The following is a 19,827-nucleotide window of genomic DNA, read 5'->3' on the forward strand; positions in this document are numbered from 1 at the left end:
ATCCTCGCGGAGCGTTTAACTCAGTCGGAGCTTATACTCCGATTGAGTTAAATTATATCATATAAAACTTAAATTTTTCAATTATATGTTTTGTCATATTCTGCCTTAAGAGCTTTTTGTCTTTCTTCAGATAAGTTGCCATAAATAAGTTTACAAGCATCATAGGTTTGAGCTAGATTTTTCACTGCAAAAAGCCATAAATAAAAATCCATTCCCTGCTTAGGCTTTGATGCCTTATCTTTAGTTTCTACCTTAACTTTTATTTCTGCCTCAGTTTTAGTTTCTGCCTCAACTTTCGCCTCTTGCTTTACTTGTACTTGTCCTAGATTGTCCTCTAGATTAACAGCTAGTCCTAGATTTTTAGCCAAATCTTGAATTGGCTTATTTATTTTTCTTATATTATTGGCAATTCCAATATTAACGTTAAAGGTATTCTTATCCTTATACATTGCAAAAGCTACCCAAGCCGCAAGCTGTGCGTTGCCATTTACATCTGACATAAAAATAGATTTACTTGCACCAGCTGTTAACTCCTTCAGTCTAGAAAAAATGAATTTATTAAATTCATGTCTACTAAGTTTTCTTTCCTTTGCCTCAGTAAGAGCAGTATTAAGTGCATTTCCAAATTCTTCCTTAGACAATAAACTGTTCTTATTAACAGGATTCATAACAACTAAAGAAGATTCCACACCCAACTCTCTTTTTACATTGTAAGCAAGAGCAACTGCCTGTGGTGTATCAAGGCAATAATTGACTTTAGCATCTTTATCTAAATAAAAAAGGCAAGGCACCTCTTCCGTCTTAAATCCAGCCACACAAATACCCCTTGTTTCTAATAATTCAAGAGTTCTTGTTATATCGCATCCTGGCTTAATTCCTGAACATACAATTAATACATCCTTTTTTGACAATTCATCAATATCTGGAGAAACATTTAAGCTTTGATCTGCTCCGTTTGTAATTCCACCAATAGAAGCACATACAACTATTTTTATACCAACAATACTTGCTATCTCCACTGTGGCTGAAGTTGTAAGCACGCCTGTTTCCTTGGCTGCAATTGAAAGTGCTAAATCTTTTTTAGCTATACAAGAAACACTTTCTATATTGGTTCCTATGGATTCTATATCCTCGTCACTAAGCCCTATCTTTATCTTGCCATTTATAACTGCAATTAAAGCAGGAACAACCTCGTACTCTCTAATAGATTCCATCACAACATTTGCAAGCCCTTTATTCTCAGGATACTGTAAATTTGAAAAAATGGCTGATGTCTCTATTGCCACAATAGGTATATTTTTTTCAATGGCATCTGAAACTTCCTCAGATATCTCCAAAAATCTATTTTCCATATTTTTCTCCATCTTTCCTACCGATTACCAAAAGCAAAATTTTCAAGTTTAAAAAGCTACAGATAATTAAAAATCAGCTATAACTCTATTACGTCCAGTTGACTTTGCTTTATATAGCATTTCATCAGCTCTCTTAATAACTTTGTTATTCTCATCCTCTGTTCTTCCCCTTGTAATACCAAAAGACATTGTTACCTTAATTGTGGTGCCATTTATCTTAATAGTTTCCTTAGCAATTATTTCGTCAATACGTTTTAAATATTTAACTGCCGTTTCATAGTCCATTCTTTCAAACACAAGTAAAAACTCTTCACCGCCCCATCTTGCTACAAAGCCTTTACCATTCATGCTTTTTCTTAAAATGTTAGCAACCGTGACTAAAACCTTATCACCTGCATCGTGGCCATAGGTATCATTAATTTTTTTAAAGTAATCAATATCTCCAATTGCAACACTGAACTGAGTTCCGTTATTTTTTGCCTTAAAAATCGTTGTTGATAGTTTAGTATCTCCTCGCCTTCTATTATTTATCTGGGTTAGAGCATCTAATTCAATCATAGCTTTTAAGGCCTTTTGCATCTTAGTTACAGATCTTGCCATACTTCCTATTTCATCTGGTCGATTTAAAATACTTGTATCTACCTGGCTATCTAATTTTCCCTTAGATACTGTATTAAACTGTTTTTCTAGTCTACGAAGAATATCTACAAAACGATTTATCATTTTTCTATTAACAAGGGCTATTAAGATTATACCCATAATTCCAACAAAAAATACAGGAATTAATCTGATAACAATGTACAATGTTACCTTCTTGGCAGATTTTAAAACCTCTACCATTCCTATAATCTGTCCATCTGAATTATAGATAACCTTATAATACGCATAATATATAACCCCATCCAAAGTAACATTATTATAAAATCTAGATTTTCCCTCTTCTAAAACCTCTCTTGTTACCTTGCTATGTGCAGCTAAATTAACCAATCTATTCCCATTATCATCAACAAGCGTTGAAATAACTCTTAAGTCCTTATAAAAAAATGTAATGTCTAAATCCGTTCCATCAACTATCTTATCAATTAAGTCGTAGTTATTATTAAGGACAGTTTCCCCCTTATAAATAACCACTTCTTCTTCTCCAACTTTAGTATAATCACCCGGATTTTCTCTATCCATCATATTAATAGCAACATTAGCCATATTATCTAGTTCTCTTTTAACATCATTATCGACTGTAATCTTCATTAATGTGTCAAAAAGTAGCATAATAACCACTAATGTAACTATTGTTGGTACTAATATTGAAAAAAGCATTTCCCCATGTATACTTTTTTCCTTGATGGCTTCCTTAGGATTTTTTTCCTTGTCCATATTTACCCCTCTGTTTGCCTAATTTTTCACGCAAGTTTCTATTAAAATAATAACACAAACAGAGGTTAATCTCAATATAACATAATATTTTAACTATCTATTATCCACCTTTTCTGGATACATATCATGATGTGTTAATCTATCAAAGGCAACCTCTTCCCACTTAGTACCTTTCTTACCATAATTGCAATATGGGTCAATTGAAATTCCTCCTCTTGGAGTAAACTTGCCCCAAACCTCAATATACTTAGGGTTCATAAGCTTAATTAAATCCTTCATTATGATATTTACGCAGTCTTCATGGAAATCCCCATGGTTTCTAAAGCTAAATAAATATAGCTTTAATGACTTACTTTCTACCATTAACTCTCCTGGAACGTAAGAAATATAGATTGTTGCAAAATCAGGCTGTCCTGTAATTGGACATAAAGATGTAAATTCAGGGCAATTAAATTTTACAAAATAGTCATTGTCTGGATGCTTATTAACAAAAGTTTCAAGAACTTCTGGAGCATAGTCTGATTTATATTTAACACCTGCCTTACCAAGTAATGTTACATTTTCTCTTTCTTCTGGTTTTCTTGTTGTACTCATAATTTACCTTAGGCTATTAGCCTTACCTTTCTATGTATAAGTTTTAATTTGTATCGTCAAGACTCGCTCGGAGCTTGTACCCCAACTGAGTTAAATTCCTAGAAAGTAAATCCTAGGGCTGGATCTTCGACGCCGTTAAGTCTAAAAGCTTCTGCTCTATCTATACATGTTCCGCAAACTCCGCATGGCTTATCCTTACCTTCATAACAACTCCATGTATACTTATAAGGTGCACCAAGTCTAAGACCTTCCTTGACTACATCAGCTTTATGAGAATTAATAAATGGTGCTTCTACTCTAAGCTGCTTACCACTACCCTCATAGATTGCCTTATTCATAGCATCGTTAAATACTGTTGAACAGTCTGGATAAGCACTTCCTGCTGCATCATCTGCATGAGCGCCATAGTAGATTACGCTGCATTCCTTAGAAAGAGCAAAGCTTGCTGCTGAGGATAAGAATAGCCCATTTCTAAATGGAACATATGTTGAAACTGGCTTACCATCAGTTTCTTCAAGCTGCTTAGCATAACTTTCCTTAGGAATTTCTCCATCTGAACCCTTTAAAAGAGTACAATTGCTGTATGTAAAAATCTTAGCTAAATCAAGTGTATAAAGTTCAACACCATAAAACTCACAAACCTTCTTAGCGCTCTTAATTTCTCTATCATGCTTCTGACCATAACTAATTGAAAGAGCAACTACGTTGTCCTTACCATATTTATCAACTGCCATTGCAAGACATGTTGTACTATCAATACCACCACTGCATAAAACTAATGCTTTTTCTTTTTTCTCTGTCATAATCTATACCTTCCTTTTCTTTTTATTGTCGTAATTAGCTTCGCTAAATTACGACAGGTTAAACTCCTTGCTTGTTTGGGTCCCAGATGATTTTATGCATCTGTAACTGTAAGAAAACATCATTCATTTCATGTTCCTTCATAAAATCAACGATATCCACTGGCTCAATCTGGCCAAACACAGGACTTATGATACAATTCGCTTTTGCTGTTAAGTCATACTTAGTTATAATTTCAAGAGTTCTTTCAAGGTCGGCTCTACTTCCACTAACAAACTTAACTGAATCTTCTTTATGAAGATAGTTGAAATTATCAGTATTCATAGCTGCCTCACAACCTGAACTTGCAAGCTTATAATCAAGAGTCATAACCGGACGGCGCTCCCAATCATCGTATTTTTTAATAGACTGACTTCCGTTAGTCTCGATTTCAAGTCTAATATTATCTACTTCTAAAATTGCAGCAATAAGCTTATCAACATCCTTCTTTAAAAGAGGTTCTCCACCTGTTAATGTCACATTTTTACAATTAGATTTCTTAACAATGTCTACAATTTCAGGAATTGTCTTTTTTTCAAATTTTACATCAGCCTTATTAGCCCACTTAGTATCACAATAGCTACAATCTAGGTTGCAACCTGCAAGACGGATAAAAAGTGCAAGCTGACCTGCCCTTCTACCTTCACCATTAATACTAATAAAATGTTCTACTAAAGGAAATGTAATCTCATTATTAATGTCCATTTTATTCAATCCTTTTTCTGTTTATTTTGTATATGTTGCGTAGTTCTTAGGTGTTTCATAAACCTTTACTTCTACAATTGGATATTCCTTCTTCTCTAACTCATCGAAGAAATACTTAGCAAAATTTTCTGCTGTTGGAATAAAATCCATAACATTTATCTTAAAGCCCTCATCCATTAATGCAGCAAAAGTCGCTGGCTTTAAGCTATCTTTTTTCATAATTAAACTATGATCTAAATTGTCGCAAAGCTCCTTTAAATCCTTCTTGATGTCAGTAAAATCCACTAACATGCCAAGTTCATCAAGTTCTTCGCCCTTTAGGGTTACTTCAATACTCCATCTGTGACCATGAAGATTCTTACATTTACCTGGATAACCGGCAAGAAAATGTGCCGCATCGAATTCGCCTTTTGTTGTAACACTATACATAATAATTACTCCTTAAAAACTAAAAACACTAATTTATCATGTACCAAAAAGACTAAAAATAAATAAAGCCCCAGAGTTAGACACTTCTGGGGCATAAATTCAGAATTTAGCCCTAGTTTTATTTAACGACAGGATGGTACAAATGAACTGTCTCCTGTAGCAAGGTGCCCACAAAGTGGACAGATCCCTTGCTACACGTGCACATCTCATTGCCGAAGGCAATTCTTATGGCGGTGCACTCTCTGTAAAAAGGAGGGACCTACGAAGTGGGAGGATTCCTTATTACACGTGACCGCCCATTGCCGAAGGCAATTCTTATGGCGGTCACTCCTTTTATCCTTGTCTTAAGGGGGACCGCGTAAGCGGTGGATTCCTTAAGACCCAAGGTGAAACGTTAGTTTCAGCTTGATGTGTGCAAGTACTTCATAATTAAATATTGAGGTACTTGCACACAAAAGGAGGTGCCCACAAAGTGGGCAGATCCCTTTTCACTTTATATTTCTTATTCAATTTTTCCTACTTAATACAAGCCTGAATCTTCTCTCTCATTACATCCTCACCCATAATATGAACAATAGTCCAAAGGTCAGGTGTGTTAGCTCTGCCAGTTACTGCAATTCTTACAGCCTCAGCAATATCTGAAACTGAGCCCTTGTAGTTCTCTGGATTAGCCTTATAAGCCTTCATATCTGATGCATATCCTAATTCATCAGCGATTTCCTTAAGCTTGTTAAACCAAGCAGAATTATCATCGTTATGGTCATACTTAGCAAGGTAAGCTGTTAAGATCTTGCTGATTTCTTCAGAATCTAATCTAAAGTCATCCTTTTCCTTACCATTCATATCAACTTCTCCACCTTCAATAAATGGTTCAGTTACTGCATCAATGCCAAAGAAGTAATCAAAGAGGTTAAGAATCTGTCTAGCATACATAAGATCCTTTCTTCTTCTCTTAGCACCAACACCCATGTATAAACGAAGAATAGAAAGCATTTTTTCCTTATCAGCAAACCAAATCTTAGCCTTCTCTGGTTCATTTTCAGTAGCCCAATTATAAAGGAATTCATAAACGTCTTCCTCAGATAACTTAGAGAATTCGTTCTTACAAATGTTATGAAGCTTTTCCTTATCAAAAAGAGCACCAGAAACACTCATCTTCTCAACTGTAAATGGGAATTCATTAATATCCTTATCAGGATACTTGTCATGCCATTCCTCAAAGTTAGAGTTAAGAAGTGTAAGAAGATAAACCTTCATTGTGTATGGATGATAACCATCCTTACGGTAATAATCAAGGCTTAACTCAGGATCCTTTCTCTTAGATAACTTTCTCTTACCACCAGTTGTTTCATCAAACTTCATAAGATGAGCTGTGTGAGCATACTTAGGCATCTTAAATCCTAACACATGGAATAATTCATAATGTGTAGGAACTGATGATAACCACTCGCCACCTCTAATAACTGTTGTTGTTCTCATGAAATGATCATCAATTGCATGAGCAAAGTGATATGTTGGAATACCATCCTTCTTTAAAAGAACGATATCATGAATATTCTCTGGTAACTTAATTTCACCCTTAATGCTATCAACAAATGTGATTTCCTTATCTGGGCTACCCTGTGAACGAAGTCTTAATACATAAGGCTTACCTGCCTTAATGTTCTCTTCAATTGTTTCATAAGATAAGTTACGGCTAATAGCATATTTTCCATAGTAACCTGTAAGTTCCTTATTAGCTTCCTGCTTCTTTCTGATTTCTTCAAGTTCTTCCTCAGTAGCAAAGCAAGGATAAGCTAAACCTCTTTCAACTAATGATTTAGCAAATGTATGATAAATCTCTACTCTCTGTCTCTGGAAGTAAGGGCCATATGCATTACGAGGATCTGAATCATCAAAACCTGCACCCTCATCAAATTCTATATCAAAATATTTTAAAACGTTAATAATAATATCAACGGCACCTTCTACTTTACGCTTTTCATCTGTATCTTCGATACGAAGATAAAAAACTCCACCCTTTCTATGAGCAATTCTTTCATCAGCTAATGCTGAATAAAGGTTACCTAAATGAATAAATCCTGTAGGTGATGGAGCCATACGTGTAACTTCAGCACCGTTAGGTAACTTTCTATATGGGAATTTCTCTTCATAATACTCTGGTGTATGTTCTACATCAGGAAATAAAAGATTAGCTAACTTCTGATAATCCATAATATCCTCCTAAACTATTTTATAAGCTTTCGCCTATATCCAACTAAATAATAGATTGAACTGTAAAAGACAATCCAATCTATTTTACACATTTTTTTGCATTTTTTCAATATGCTATTTTTCCTTGCTTTCGCTGTTATAAATAAATTGAGAATTTCATAAGAATAATTGCTTTATCGGGAGTTTTTTAGATACTTGGATTCGATTTCATACTCACTTCCGTATCGATCTATCAATAGATTTAATGCCTTATCTATTTTAGACTGAAACGCCTCTTTCTCGTCATCTGAAGAAAAATCGTTGGAGGTGAATTCGCTTGGTGTATCTATGTATAATCCATCGAAAGTTTCCTGGATATCTAACAACAGATTATCTTTTCATGTAATTTCTCCTTATAGTTGTTCTCAACTCTTTCTTGTTTTGATTTATTTTAACAAAACTAAAAAATATGATAAAGTGACCAAATTCGGAATGTTACGCAATTATCTTTCCGTTTTATGTCACCTTTATAAAAGCTTAACTTAAAAGTGACCAAAATGCTGTTAATAGTGACCAAATCCGGAATAATTAACTACATTTTTTGTCAACTTTCTTACGTTTTAGCCCATTTCTCTTACGTTTTACGTCACCTTTTACGTTTTACACCACTCCTCTTACGTTTTACGTCACCTTTGTAATTGGAAACTCTTGTAAATACTGGATTTGTTTCGACATAAAAGAAAAGTGTTCATCTAAACAAAAACTAATAAATAATGTTGTTCTTACATTATTTGTACATATCATCTAACGTTATTAAAATTATATTTGATGTATCAATGTTATTGAACCATTCAGTAAATCCAGAGAGTGAGAACAATAAATAGTGGGTTACAGCATATTTACCTGTGATTAATTTGGATCTTCTGATTAATGTTTCACAAATTGTTTTATCTATCTTTTCTTTTTTAAATTTACATTCACCTACGATTGCTGTGTTATCTACAGTAGATATTCCAACCACATCAATATCAGCTGATTGCTGATACCAGTTATTATTTTTGTCTTTTAAATGTTCAACTCCCCACCAAGTTCCTGTTTCAGTTATAAATGAACCATATGCACCAAGTATTCCTTGTTCTAAGGTATAATATCTACACATTTCCTCGAAAACACTTCCCATAAATGAATGAAGCTGATTTTTTACAACTTTATCATAGTATAGCTCGCCTTGCCCCATTTCAATTACGCTAACAGCTTTAGGGATGAATTGATACCAAAACTTAAACATATGGTCTTTTAGTACATATTGTGTTTTTTTCTTGTTTTTCTCCTCTGTAATACAATGCTTTTTTTCAATTAATCCAACATCAATTAGTTTTTCAAGCGAATATAGAACTGTTGAGTCTTTTTCCTTAATTTTTGAAGAGATTATATTTAATGTTGTTTCGCCTGACGCAACCTGTTCAATAATATTATTTACAATAGTTACATCAGCAAATTCTTGTGTAAGGAAATTTTTAGTTTCATCATAAAGATATCCGTCTGTACTAAAAAATTGATTTTTAATATTTTCATCAAGGCTCTTGTCAGCCTGGAACATTGATAAATATTTTGCTACACCTCCAGTAACTCCATAGCATATAGCCTTTTCTTCAGCAGTATAATTAGGTGTGAATAATGCAGCATCTCTATAATTAAAAGGTTCTAGTTTTATTTGTGAAGTTTTACGGCCAAAAAGAGGACTTTTTTCGCTTAAGATTTTATTTTCCATAAAACTTAAAGAAGAGCCGCAGAGTATAATCATAAGGTTTTTGTCGAGCCATTGTGTATCAATATATTTCTGCAATATAGATAATAGTGATGTGTCTTTTTCCGCCCAATAAGGGAGTTCATCTATAACTAAGACTAGTTTTTCTGATAAATTTGTTAATTTTTTTGTTATTATATTTAATACATTTTCTAAGGAAGGAAAAGTAGCGTCCGTATACTCAGGATCTAATACTTCCATTACTTGTTTCGAGAATAATTCTAAATTTCTATCTGGACCGACTTTAGTAGCTGTATAAAAAATAGCCATTTTCCCTTTTAAAAATTCTGTAATCAAAAAGGATTTACCAATTCTTCTACGACCGTAGATAACAGTCATACCAAATTTTGGACTTGAATAGATTTTTTCTAATGAATTTAATTCTTTTTTTCTACCTATGAACATATTATCCTCCGTTTTATTCAAATTAATTTTATTCAAATTGATTTTAATAAAATTGATTTGAATTAAGTATACTATATTATTTTATTAATTACAACATTTAGTAATCTTTTTATCTAGCCCTCCAATTTTTTACAATAAACTAAAAAGCACAGTATACTATCCTAAGACAGTATACTGTGCCCTTTTTTATTTGATTCTAATTAATCTTCAAATCCACATTAATAAATTAAATAATTTCAAGAATGTTTTTAAGTGCGTAAGCCACACCATTCTCGTCATTGGAAAGTGTTATATAATCAGCTTCGCTTTTAAGAGCTTCATTGGCATTAGCCATCGCCACTCCTATTCCTGCAAATTTGATCATATCTATGTCGTTGTCTGCGTCTCCAAATGCCGCTACCAAATCCCTATCAACTCCTAAGTAATCTGAAAGGAATTTAAGACCTGATGCCTTACCGCAATCCTTATAGGAAAACTCAAGCATTACAGGACTAGCACTTGTAATATAAACGTCGGATGTTTTAGAACTAATTTCTTCTATAATATCCTTCCTTATATCTTGATCTCCTAATATAATATTCATACAATCTAAATTGTCTTTATTTTTTCGGATAAAATCTATAATATTATCAACCGGATGTCTTGTTCTTCTTATGTATTCAACTGAACGCACATTATCACCTACAATCAAAGGATTTTCTATATAATCCTTCTGTGCATAAGCCGTTCCATTAATAAAGCATTCAAAAGTTATGCGTTTGTACTTTTTAGACATGCTAAGAATTAAATCAACTGAATCAGCTAATAATTTATAAGCCTTTATAAGTTCTTTATTCTTAACTTTATAGATAGCGGCTCCATTACTTGTAATTGCATATTCAATGCCAGGGACCTCCAACACTGCTATAGGAAGAGCATCAAATGCGCGTCCACTAGCAATACATACATTTACTCCATTATCCATAGCAGCCATCAAAGCATCTTTCGTTTCTTCGGATAATTTTCCGTTTTTATCAAGTGTTGTTCCATCTAAATCTAAAGCAATTATTTTTACGTCCATAAGCCTCCTATTTATTTTGACACAATATTGCATAGTATAGTATCATTAAAAAATTTTGTAAACAAAATGTCCAATATTTTCAAAATTATCTTTTGAACAAAAAGGACATTTACTGATTTTTTATAGCTTGCATAAACCACTTACCTGCATCGCTATAATCCTCCTCACTCCATCCGCTCGTTTTAGAACAAGAAGAATTTATAAGTGCAGAGGTTTCCGCCTTATTACACAAACTCCATGCAATATAACTTACATCTAGGCTATTAAGAAGTTCTAGCCAACTATTAGCCGAAGCATAGTCTATTCCTCCATTTCCTGAAGCATCACAAATACTACATTCAGATACAAATACAGGAACACCGTTATTAATAGCATACCTCAACTTATTTTGAATATTGTCTTTATGAGTTGCAGCGTAAAAATGCAGACTATAGCATACATTTGCATCATCAATTTCATTTCCCACTACTGCATCTACATCCTGAGACCAGGTATTAGTTCCAACTATAACTAAAGCATTAGGATCATTGGCCCTTATTGTTGCTATTACAGATTCTGCATATGGTTTTATCTGACTTGCCCAATCTGCCCCCACAGGCTCGTTACATATTTCATATATAACATTGTCGTATCCAGCATATTTCATAGACATTTCATTAAAAAAGCTAATAGCCTCATCTTTTATCTCATTCGGATTGTAATTTAATACATGCCAATCAATTATAACATAAAGGCCCTGATTAGCTGCAGCACGAACCCCTTCATCTATCTTAGCTTTTAAAGTCTCCTTATCTCCACCAGTTAAATAACCTGCGTATTCCCTAGGATACATAGCAATTCTAAACACATTTATGCCAAAATCAGCTTTTAGGCTTGCCATGGCTGATTCGTTAACATATTCCGGGAACCAAGAAAGTCCATGACTACTCACGCCCCTTAGCTGAACCACATTTCCACTAGCGTCCACAAGCTTAGTTCCACTTACTCTTAATCTGCCTGTTGGAATGTTTTTATTTCCAGCCACAGATGTTACTGGCTCATTATCTTCCACTGCTTCAGGGTTTGAATCTTCTATGACTGGCTCGTTATCTTTGCTTACTTCATAAGCATTATTATCATCATTAGCATTATTAGCTGTATTAATTGACTCTACATCCCCATCTGTTGCAAACTCACTAGCTGTCTGAGCTGCTGTTACGGCAGCCTCTGCTATTGTTTCTTGTTCTTCCTTAGGTTCTGTATTTAGGACTATCATATAGTCATAACATGCTCTAATTGCTATTACTGGCGCATCTGCATAGCTTAAAAAACATCGGCTAGCTACAAGTGCCGCATTTGCTAAATTTTCGTCTATTTCTTCTGTTTCTACTTCATCTCCTGCATTGATTTCTTCTGTTACTTCTACGCTTTCCTGACTTTTAGTTTCCTCTTTATTAGAATCCTCTTCTTTTATATTAGGACTTTCCTTAACCTCAGTTTCAAAAACTGGGCTTATACTTGCATTTATATTACTAGTTTCAGCTGGAAAAGACATAATTAGACCTACATTAGATATATTTTCCCCGGCCTTAATTTCCTTATTGTAAGATTCAGGCTTTAGTTCATAACTATTTCCTAAATCACTAACAAAACAGCACCAGGACTGACTAATCTCTCCCCCTGACTTTGATATATTTATGGTCCAATCTTGCAGATTTTTACTGCTATTATTAGTTATTGTTAAATTAAATTGAGCATAATATTTACCTTCTGACTCCCAAGAATTTGACTTAGATACACTAAGATAGACTTGCTCATCTGCCTTTATATTAACAAAACTGCAGTTCATACTTACAATTACTAATACTAAAGCTAGGGCATATGAGATTAATATCCTAATTACTCTCTTCATAAGACCTCTCCTATATTTCGTCTATAAATTATTATTTACTTGTTCACATTTTTCTTAACTAAATTCTATCACATGCCAATTTTTAGGTAAAGAAAAACGTCAGTACAGTTTTTTGATTCTGTACTGACGTTTTGATTTATGATTATGATTTATGATGCAATTTAATTTTATTTTAGTGGTGGAATAAACGCATTCCTGTAAAGCACATTGCAATGCCTCTCTTATTACATGTTTCAATTACATTATCATCTCTAATTGAACCACCTGGCTGAGCAATATACTTAACACCTGACTTATATGCTCTCTCGATGTTATCGCCAAATGGGAAGAATGCATCTGAACCAAGAGCTACATTTGTATTACCATCAAGCCATGCTCTCTTCTCTTCCTTTGTAAATACTTCTGGCTTTGTTGTAAAGATTCTCTCCCACTCGCCATCACGAAGTAAATCTTCGTATTCATCACCAATATAAAGATCAATTGCATTGTCTCTATCTGCGCGACCGAGATTTTCCTTAAATGGAAGGTTTAATACCTTTGGATTCTGTCTTAAATACCAGTTGTCTGCCTTAGAACCTGCAAGTCTTGTACAATGAATTCTTGACTGCTGACCTGCACCAATACCAATTGCCTGACCGCCCTTAGCATAGCATACTGAATTTGACTGAGTATACTTTAATGTTATAAGAGAAATGATTAAGTCAATCTTAGCGCTTTCTGGAATTTCTTTATTTTCTGTTACAACATTATCAAGTAATTCCTTATTAATTGCAAATTCATTACGTCCCTGTTCAAATGTAACACCAAATACCTGCTTTTTCTCAATTGCTTCTGGCTTATAGCTTGGATCTATTTTAATAATATTATAGTTACCCTTCTTCTTCTTGCTTAAGATTGCAAATGCTTCATCTGTATATCCTGGAGCAATAATACCATCTGATACTTCATGCTGAATGAGCTTAGCTGTTGCTTCATCACATACATCTGAAAGTGAAATAAAATCACCAAATGATGACATTCTATCAGCGCCACGTGCTCTAGCATATGCACATGCTAGTGGGCTTAATTCACCGATTGTTTCATCTACCCAGTAAATCTTTTTCTCAACTTCTGAAAGTGGAAGTCCTACTGCAGCACCTGCAGGAGAAACATGCTTAAAGCTTGTAGCTGCTGGAAGTCCTGTTGCTTCCTTTAATTCCTTAACTAATTGATAACCATTAAATGCATCTAAGAAATTAATATAACCTGGTCTTCCATTTAAAATCTCAACTGGAAGATCACTTCCATTCTCCATAAAAATTCTTGATGGTTTCTGATTAGGGTTACATCCATATTTTAACTGAAATTCTTTCATTTTACATTCCTCCAAAAAGCATTGATTAATTATTATTAATCATTATTAACTAGCAATTTTTATTAATTATTCTTGTTTCATATTCACCTGTTGCGATATTGATATATCTAACAAATAAAGATACCTTATTATCCTCGTTTAAGTTCTCCCAAACTGTCTTTGTAAATGTATCGATATCACCTGAAAGCTTTACCCATGTAGGCTCACCTTCATAACTTGGAAGTGGATTTCCATCTCCCATATATGTGTGAATAAAATGACCTTCTCCTGCTAATGGAGCATCATATGTAAATGTGTATCTATTACACTGACTAGGATTACCATTATGACTCTTAAGTATTGACATTGCATAATCATACTTGCCTTCCTTAACTGTCATAAGACCTGAAATTCTAGGTGTGTAATTAGGAGCATCTGGTTCAAATTCTCTTTCTCTTAACGACTCTTCAAAAGTCTGTCCTTTGCTCATATTGTCATAAATTGTGTCTGTCTGATCGCCATTTGTAACGATTGTCTTATCTCCTAAAACTCTAACTGGAGCATAAATAATAAGACTTGGATCTTCTAGCTTACTTGGGTCATAAGCCTCAGTTCTAATGCCTTCGCCCTCTGTAACAAATACTCTATTACGGCTATTCTCACTTCTTCCCATAATAAAATAAGCTGTTACTGCGTACTTGCTATCATCAGACATACCAATGACAATTCCTCTTCCTGGATATGAACATCCTGAAAGTTCTTTTTCAAGCGATTTGATTTCCATTTTCCTTCTCCTTAAAAAAAATAATTTATATTTAACCTGCTGGGGGTTAAATCAAATTCATAGCGGGAAATTAATAATTTCCCAATAGTCTTATAGACTTACTCTCTTCCTCAATTCCTCTAAGAGCATTCATTACTACTTGGTCATTTATATTTCCTTCTATATCAACGAAAAATCTAAATTCCCATTGGCGACCTTCTATTGGTCTTGATTCAATTTTAGTCATATTTAAACCATTATAAATTATATGGCTTAGTAAATTATATAGTGAACCTGGCTCATTGACGCATTCAAAAACGATGCTTGTCTTCTTAGCATCCTTTATAAATGTACGAGTCTTAGATACAATCACAAATCTTGTTGTATTATTGGCCTCATCAGCTATATCAGTCTTTAGGATTTCTAAGCCATATAGCTTAGCTGCCTCTTTACTTGCTATTGCAACATGAGAATTATCCTTATCCTCAAAAATCTTCTTAGCTGCAACTGCAGTGTTTGGCTGGCTGATTTGCTGCCAATCTTTATGTGATTCTAGAAATGATTCGCATTGTGTTAGGCCTTGGGCATGGGAATAAACTGTTGTTACTTTTGAAAGATCTGTACCAACCAATCCCATAAGAACATGCTCTACCTTAACATACACTTCTGCGACGATATAGTTATTGTATTCCTGTAATAGATCATAAACCGCTGTAATACTGCCTGTTGTAGAATTCTCTATTGGAAGAACTGCATAATCCGCCTTTCCTTCTTTAACAGCCTCCATTGCATCCTTCCATGTGGAAACATTGAAATTATCAATGTCTTCTCCAAAATAATCTATCATTGCAGCATAGGCATACGCCCCTGGAACTCCTTGATAAACCACCTTTATATTATCTGTATTTATCTTATCAACAATCTCAAATGGTTCTCTTAAGCTTTGTCCATTTTTTTCAAGTAACATATATTGCCACTTGCGGGAATTAGCCATTATATGCGAGAACAAATCATCAATAGGATGCTCATTCTCCTTCTTAGTCACTAATTTATTAATAGCTTCAAGTTTCTGTCTTTCTCTTTCTACATCAAGAACTTTCTTACCTGTGTGCAGCTTAAATTCTGCAACCTGCCCAGTAAGCCTCATTCTCTCTTCGAAGAGTTGAACCAACTGCTTATCGATATTATCGATATTCTCTCTGATTTCTTCTAAATCTAACATTTACTACCTCTCATTTTTTAAATGCTAACTTTGTAATATAGCTCTTGTTAAATTCCTTACATTTACTACATTGCGCTAAAACTCACGCCCCTTAATTGTAACTTGTATTTTTACCTTTGGCAAGAATTAATATATTTATTTTACAATATTATTTATACATTATTAACAATTCTAATAATATATGTTATAATATAAAAAAGTTAATATTAAAATTTAACAATTTATCTTCCATAATCGGAGGTGATTAACATAAGAAAAATGGTAAAAATAGCCATTGGCGCTATTATTATACTAGCTATTACTATTTTTATTACATCATATATTCTTATTAACCGCATTAGTTACAACAAGGATGATGCAACTGGTAATACCACTGGCAATCTCAATAACGGCGGACTTTTTTGCGAATATAAAGGTATGATTTATTTTGCCAATGCTGCTGATAAAAATAAGCTCTATTGTATGACTTCTGATTGTACTAATGCTAGAAAACTTGTAGATGACTCCGTTGCATATATTAATGTTTGCGGTAAATACATTTACTATGTTAGAAATAACTATTCACCAGACGCTATTGCTATGGTTTTTCGTGGACAATTATTTGGACTTTATCGTTGCAACCTTGATGGCTCTCATATTCAAACTGTAACAACAGATAAATCTGGAATGATTAGTTTATGCGGTAACTACATCTATTATCAGCATTACGACGACAATACTGCACTTACTTTACAAAAAATCAAAATTGATAAGAAAGACCAGACTTTTATAGATGATACTGAATATAACGTTGCCAATGTCTACAATAAAAAAATCTATTTCTCTAATCCAAACCAAAGAAATAGAATTTATTGTTTAGACACAAGTAATGATTCCATAACACCTTTTTACGATGCCAATTCTTATCTTGTTGACTATGAAGGTGATTACATGTATTACATCGATTTAGATAAAAATTATGCCCTAATGCGTGTTAATACTAAGACTCGTGTTCTAGAGCAAATTTTTGCACCACCAGATGGAATTATTGTTAATTATAACGTATACGACAAAAAAATATTTGTACAAGTGGAGGGAAAAAACGGTCTTACAACTGGTTTATACCGTTTAAACACTGATGGAACACAGATTGAATATATTGCCCAAGGTAATATAACCAATGTTCATTGTACATCAAAATATACATTTTTTATGTATTTTTCAGACCAACAAACTCTATATAGAGTTCCAACCACTGGAACTTTCTCTAAAGTAGAGATTATTACTATAAAGTAATGTTTTGTTAACATGAAGCTAAGATTAGGTAATTCTTAGCAGCTTTAAATACCTCCTTTTTTAAATATTTCTACACAAAAAAGGAACTGTATGCTAAATCCAATTCAAGTCCTAGGATTTAACTACAGTTCCTTTTTTCATTGTTATATTTAATTGTTAATAATTAGTCTCTATCAATAATATTATTCTCTCTAATATCTGCAACTAACTGTCTTCTAAATGCTCTGCAACCTGTTTCGTTCCAATACTTCTTCTTATCAAATTTAATTACTTCATAAGAACTATCCATAATATCTGAATTATAGCTTGTAATTGGATCCTTTCTTGGATAGCATACCGTAATTGAATTAACGTATTCTGTCATATTAAGTCCAAAGTCGTTGGCAAAACGTCTTGCCTGATCTTTATTACTAAACATCTTTATATGTGAATAATAGCCTACTAAATAAGCAAAATAGTTAATATCAAATTCATCTATCCAATCCCCTTCTGCATTAAAAATTACTACTGGGAATCGTCTTTCATCGTTCTTTATTAACTTCACTAGATTGTCGTAGTCTTCATTATTATCTACATACTTAACAGCTTCTTTTAATTTTTCTACATCACAAATACCTATGTTATCAGCTATTTCACCATAGAAATTAGGTCTTGAGAACAATATATTATCTGTATCTCTAAATCTATCCTCTGGTTCTGCATATCTGTTAGTTACCTCAAATTCCAGCCTATTATCTATTTTTTTAATTGATGCATCTGAAATCCAAAGTCTAGTAGCTACATTTGAATCCAAATGAGTTGTTTTCTCCACAAATTCAAGCTTTTCCGGATTATAGCTAACCATAACCGAATATCCTGGACTTGTATTAGAATAACTAGCCACTTCTTCTGGTATGTCTGTAAATACTTCATTAAACCTTGAATTTACCCAAGAATAAATAAGGTTTGATGCCTTTCTAAATGCGTCTTCTATGCTTAAATTATTAAGATCTATATCTGTCTTAGCATGAAAAACCTTATACTGACCCAATGTCTTAAATGGTTCAAACCTTCTACGTCTATTAAATGAATTGCCTTCTTTCTTCTCCAATTCAATTTTTACAAAAGCGTCATTTAATCTATCATCATTTGGTCCAATCTGATTAACTATTCGTACTATATTAGTTACTGTAAGTTCAGCCTGCTTTCCATACACATTAAGGCATAACTGATTAATTAAATTAGCTCTCTTGAATTTATAGAATTTCTTAGCCAATTCTGTATCACTATTAAAAATCTCCTCAACATATGGATGCAATGGCTCATTCTCAAATTTCAATCTATAATGGCATCTTAACATATCATTCCAGTTCTTATTCTTGTAATGGTGATGTCCTAAATCTTCAATAAGTCCTACCATTGAATCATCACATAATTCATAAGTTGCAAGGATAGAATTCATCTTTCTTGCTAATGCTTCATTACCACCAAAGGCTGAACCCTTATACCTTGTATCATGCTCTATTTCATGCCAACCTTCAAAGGAATTAGTTCTAACCTGAATTTCAAAAGTATCATCTATGTAATCTGAAAGCATTGGATTAGATATATTCTTGCTTAAATATGTTGGCAATTTAAAAATACCATTAACCTTACTTGCCTTAAATTCATACTCAGATGCTTCTGTCGTCTCCCAAACACCTGGTGTTGAAAAAATTGTATCTAGTAAGTCCTTACAAATCTCCACATCATCCTCATAATAAAGAATAACTCTAATACCTACTAAATCCTGCATCTTCTTATGTTCATTTGGTGAGCCTTCTATCTGATATCTCTTTAATAACAATTTATTAAGGATAGAATCCGATGTTTTAACTCTATAAGCAACACGATAATAAAAACCTACCTTAGTAAGTTTTTCCTCTATGATGCTTAACAAATCTTCCTTCACAACTTCAGGAACAACGATTTGATCTACATTATATTTATTAAATACTTCATTTACCCCGTTGTTATCCATATCCAGCTAACCTTTCTTAATTATTACTACTCTTTTTTAATTTATCGCCCAGTATCTTAGCTTATTATAGCACTAATCCGCATCAAATAAAAGTTAAGAGCTCTTTTATAATTCTTAAATTTCTATATATAATTTGCGAATATATCTTTTTCATGTTATACTTGTCAGAGTAGTCGTTACCTATACATATGGAGGATTTTAAAAATGTCAGAAATTCATGAATCTGCAGAAAATTATCTTGAAACTATACTAATGCTTAGTAAAAAGCTTCCAGTGGTTCGATCAATCGATGTATCTAACGAAATGGGATTTAGAAAATCATCAGTAAGCATTGCAATGAAAAATTTACGCGAATCTAACTATATAACAGTAACAAAAGAAGGATATATTTATCTTACTGACGCTGGTAAAGAGATTGCTGAAACTATTCTAGAACGCCATGAATTACTTACTAAATGGCTTATGAGTTTAGGCATTGATTCTAAGATTGCAGAAGATGATGCTTGTAAAATCGAACATGATTTAAGCAAAGAAACTTTTGCTGCATTAAAGAAAGTTATTATACAACAAATCGGAGAATAATTT

At 33.3% G+C, this 19,827-nt stretch carries 16 protein-coding genes; 2 read left to right on the forward strand and 14 right to left on the reverse strand.

Annotated elements, in window-relative coordinates; genetic code table 11:
- Positions 1–77: 77 nt before the first annotated feature.
- From T537_RS0107435 to pheA, 13 genes are all read right to left on the reverse strand, one after another.
- Positions 78–1,352, reverse strand: coding sequence for a pseudouridine-5'-phosphate glycosidase (locus T537_RS0107435; RefSeq protein ID WP_027438557.1), 1,275 nt, complete (start codon positions 1,350–1,352; stop codon positions 78–80).
- 66 nt (positions 1,353–1,418) lie between these two features.
- Positions 1,419–2,726 carry a sensor domain-containing diguanylate cyclase gene (locus T537_RS12440; protein WP_051555021.1) on the reverse strand — a complete coding sequence of 436 codons (1,308 nt, stop codon included), beginning with the start codon at positions 2,724–2,726 and terminating at the stop codon, positions 1,419–1,421.
- A gap of 93 nt (positions 2,727–2,819) precedes the next feature.
- Positions 2,820–3,320: a preQ(1) synthase gene (gene queF, locus T537_RS0107445; protein WP_031556994.1), complete on the reverse strand. Its 501-nt coding sequence runs from the start codon at positions 3,318–3,320 to the stop codon at positions 2,820–2,822.
- Between the two features lie 98 nt (positions 3,321–3,418).
- Complete coding sequence (gene queC / locus T537_RS0107450; protein WP_031556996.1) at positions 3,419–4,123, reverse strand: 7-cyano-7-deazaguanine synthase QueC; 705 nt, start codon at positions 4,121–4,123, stop codon at positions 3,419–3,421.
- A gap of 58 nt (positions 4,124–4,181) precedes the next feature.
- Positions 4,182–4,865 (reverse strand): putative 7-carboxy-7-deazaguanine synthase QueE, encoded by a 684-nt coding sequence (queE, locus tag T537_RS0107455; protein WP_031556998.1) that lies wholly within the window; start codon positions 4,863–4,865, stop codon positions 4,182–4,184.
- Between the two features lie 21 nt (positions 4,866–4,886).
- Positions 4,887–5,294: a 6-carboxytetrahydropterin synthase QueD gene (gene queD / locus T537_RS0107460; protein ID WP_031556999.1), complete on the reverse strand. Its 408-nt coding sequence runs from the start codon at positions 5,292–5,294 to the stop codon at positions 4,887–4,889.
- Positions 5,295–5,810: 516 nt separating this feature from the next.
- On the reverse strand, positions 5,811–7,508 hold the full coding sequence (gltX, locus tag T537_RS0107465; protein WP_031557001.1) for a glutamate--tRNA ligase: 1,698 nt from the start codon (positions 7,506–7,508) through the stop codon (positions 5,811–5,813).
- 766 nt (positions 7,509–8,274) lie between these two features.
- Positions 8,275–9,699: an ATP-binding protein gene (locus tag T537_RS0107470; RefSeq protein ID WP_031557003.1), complete on the reverse strand. Its 1,425-nt coding sequence runs from the start codon at positions 9,697–9,699 to the stop codon at positions 8,275–8,277.
- Positions 9,700–9,925: 226 nt separating this feature from the next.
- Positions 9,926–10,759: a Cof-type HAD-IIB family hydrolase gene (locus T537_RS0107475; RefSeq protein WP_031557005.1), complete on the reverse strand. Its 834-nt coding sequence runs from the start codon at positions 10,757–10,759 to the stop codon at positions 9,926–9,928.
- Positions 10,760–10,868: 109 nt separating this feature from the next.
- Entirely contained in the window at positions 10,869–12,650 is a 1,782-nt protein-coding gene (locus T537_RS12445) for a cellulase family glycosylhydrolase (RefSeq protein ID WP_051637185.1), read from the reverse strand.
- 172 nt (positions 12,651–12,822) lie between these two features.
- Positions 12,823–14,004: a phosphoribosylaminoimidazolecarboxamide formyltransferase gene (locus T537_RS0107485; RefSeq protein WP_031557008.1), complete on the reverse strand. Its 1,182-nt coding sequence runs from the start codon at positions 14,002–14,004 to the stop codon at positions 12,823–12,825.
- Positions 14,005–14,053: 49 nt separating this feature from the next.
- Positions 14,054–14,767 (reverse strand): IMP cyclohydrolase, encoded by a 714-nt coding sequence (locus tag T537_RS0107490; protein WP_027438549.1) that lies wholly within the window; start codon positions 14,765–14,767, stop codon positions 14,054–14,056.
- Positions 14,768–14,837: 70 nt separating this feature from the next.
- The gene (gene pheA, locus T537_RS0107495; RefSeq protein WP_027438548.1) at positions 14,838–15,968 is read right to left on the reverse strand and encodes a prephenate dehydratase; all 1,131 of its coding nucleotides are present in this window, start codon (positions 15,966–15,968) and stop codon (positions 14,838–14,840) included.
- A 258-nt stretch (positions 15,969–16,226) separates the two neighbouring features.
- On the opposite strand from pheA, the gene T537_RS0107500 reads away from it, so the two are divergent.
- The gene (locus T537_RS0107500; RefSeq protein ID WP_031557010.1) at positions 16,227–17,243 is read left to right on the forward strand and encodes a DUF5050 domain-containing protein; all 1,017 of its coding nucleotides are present in this window, start codon (positions 16,227–16,229) and stop codon (positions 17,241–17,243) included.
- A gap of 163 nt (positions 17,244–17,406) precedes the next feature.
- On the opposite strand, the gene T537_RS0107505 is transcribed toward T537_RS0107500, so the two are convergent.
- Positions 17,407–19,242, reverse strand: coding sequence for a hypothetical protein (locus T537_RS0107505; protein WP_027438546.1), 1,836 nt, complete (start codon positions 19,240–19,242; stop codon positions 17,407–17,409).
- Positions 19,243–19,446: 204 nt separating this feature from the next.
- Here T537_RS0107505 and T537_RS0107510 point away from each other — a divergent pair, with 204 nt between their 5' ends.
- Positions 19,447–19,824, forward strand: a complete 378-nt coding sequence (locus T537_RS0107510) for a metal-dependent transcriptional regulator (RefSeq protein WP_027438545.1) — start codon at positions 19,447–19,449, stop codon at positions 19,822–19,824.
- Positions 19,825–19,827: the final 3 nt, after the last annotated feature.

Source organism: Lachnospira multipara LB2003, assembly GCF_000702205.1.
In the GTDB taxonomy this organism is placed as follows: Bacteria; Bacillota; Clostridia; order Lachnospirales; family Lachnospiraceae; genus Lachnospira; species Lachnospira multipara_A.

Bases quoted from the DNA above. Each gene is read 5' to 3' on its own strand.
- queE (WP_031556998.1), bottom strand. From the start codon at position 4,865: ATGGACATTAATAATGAGATTACATTTCCTTTAGTAGAACATTTTATT.
- T537_RS0107490 (WP_027438549.1), bottom strand. From the start codon at position 14,767: ATGGAAATCAAATCGCTTGAAAAAGAACTTTCAGGATGTTCATATCCA.
- pheA (WP_027438548.1), bottom strand. From the start codon at position 15,968: ATGTTAGATTTAGAAGAAATCAGAGAGAATATCGATAATATCGATAAG.
- queD (WP_031556999.1), bottom strand. From the start codon at position 5,294: ATGTATAGTGTTACAACAAAAGGCGAATTCGATGCGGCACATTTTCTT.
- queF (WP_031556994.1), bottom strand. From the start codon at position 3,320: ATGAGTACAACAAGAAAACCAGAAGAAAGAGAAAATGTAACATTACTT.
- T537_RS0107435 (WP_027438557.1), bottom strand. From the start codon at position 1,352: ATGGAAAATAGATTTTTGGAGATATCTGAGGAAGTTTCAGATGCCATT.
- queC (WP_031556996.1), bottom strand. From the start codon at position 4,123: ATGACAGAGAAAAAAGAAAAAGCATTAGTTTTATGCAGTGGTGGTATT.
- T537_RS0107470 (WP_031557003.1), bottom strand. From the start codon at position 9,699: ATGTTCATAGGTAGAAAAAAAGAATTAAATTCATTAGAAAAAATCTAT.
- T537_RS12440 (WP_051555021.1), bottom strand. From the start codon at position 2,726: ATGGACAAGGAAAAAAATCCTAAGGAAGCCATCAAGGAAAAAAGTATA.
- gltX (WP_031557001.1), bottom strand. From the start codon at position 7,508: ATGGATTATCAGAAGTTAGCTAATCTTTTATTTCCTGATGTAGAACAT.
- T537_RS0107505 (WP_027438546.1), bottom strand. From the start codon at position 19,242: ATGGATAACAACGGGGTAAATGAAGTATTTAATAAATATAATGTAGAT.
- T537_RS0107500 (WP_031557010.1), top strand. From the start codon at position 16,227: ATGGTAAAAATAGCCATTGGCGCTATTATTATACTAGCTATTACTATT.
- T537_RS0107510 (WP_027438545.1), top strand. From the start codon at position 19,447: ATGTCAGAAATTCATGAATCTGCAGAAAATTATCTTGAAACTATACTA.
- T537_RS0107485 (WP_031557008.1), bottom strand. From the start codon at position 14,004: ATGAAAGAATTTCAGTTAAAATATGGATGTAACCCTAATCAGAAACCA.
- T537_RS0107475 (WP_031557005.1), bottom strand. From the start codon at position 10,759: ATGGACGTAAAAATAATTGCTTTAGATTTAGATGGAACAACACTTGAT.
- T537_RS12445 (WP_051637185.1), bottom strand. From the start codon at position 12,650: ATGAAGAGAGTAATTAGGATATTAATCTCATATGCCCTAGCTTTAGTA.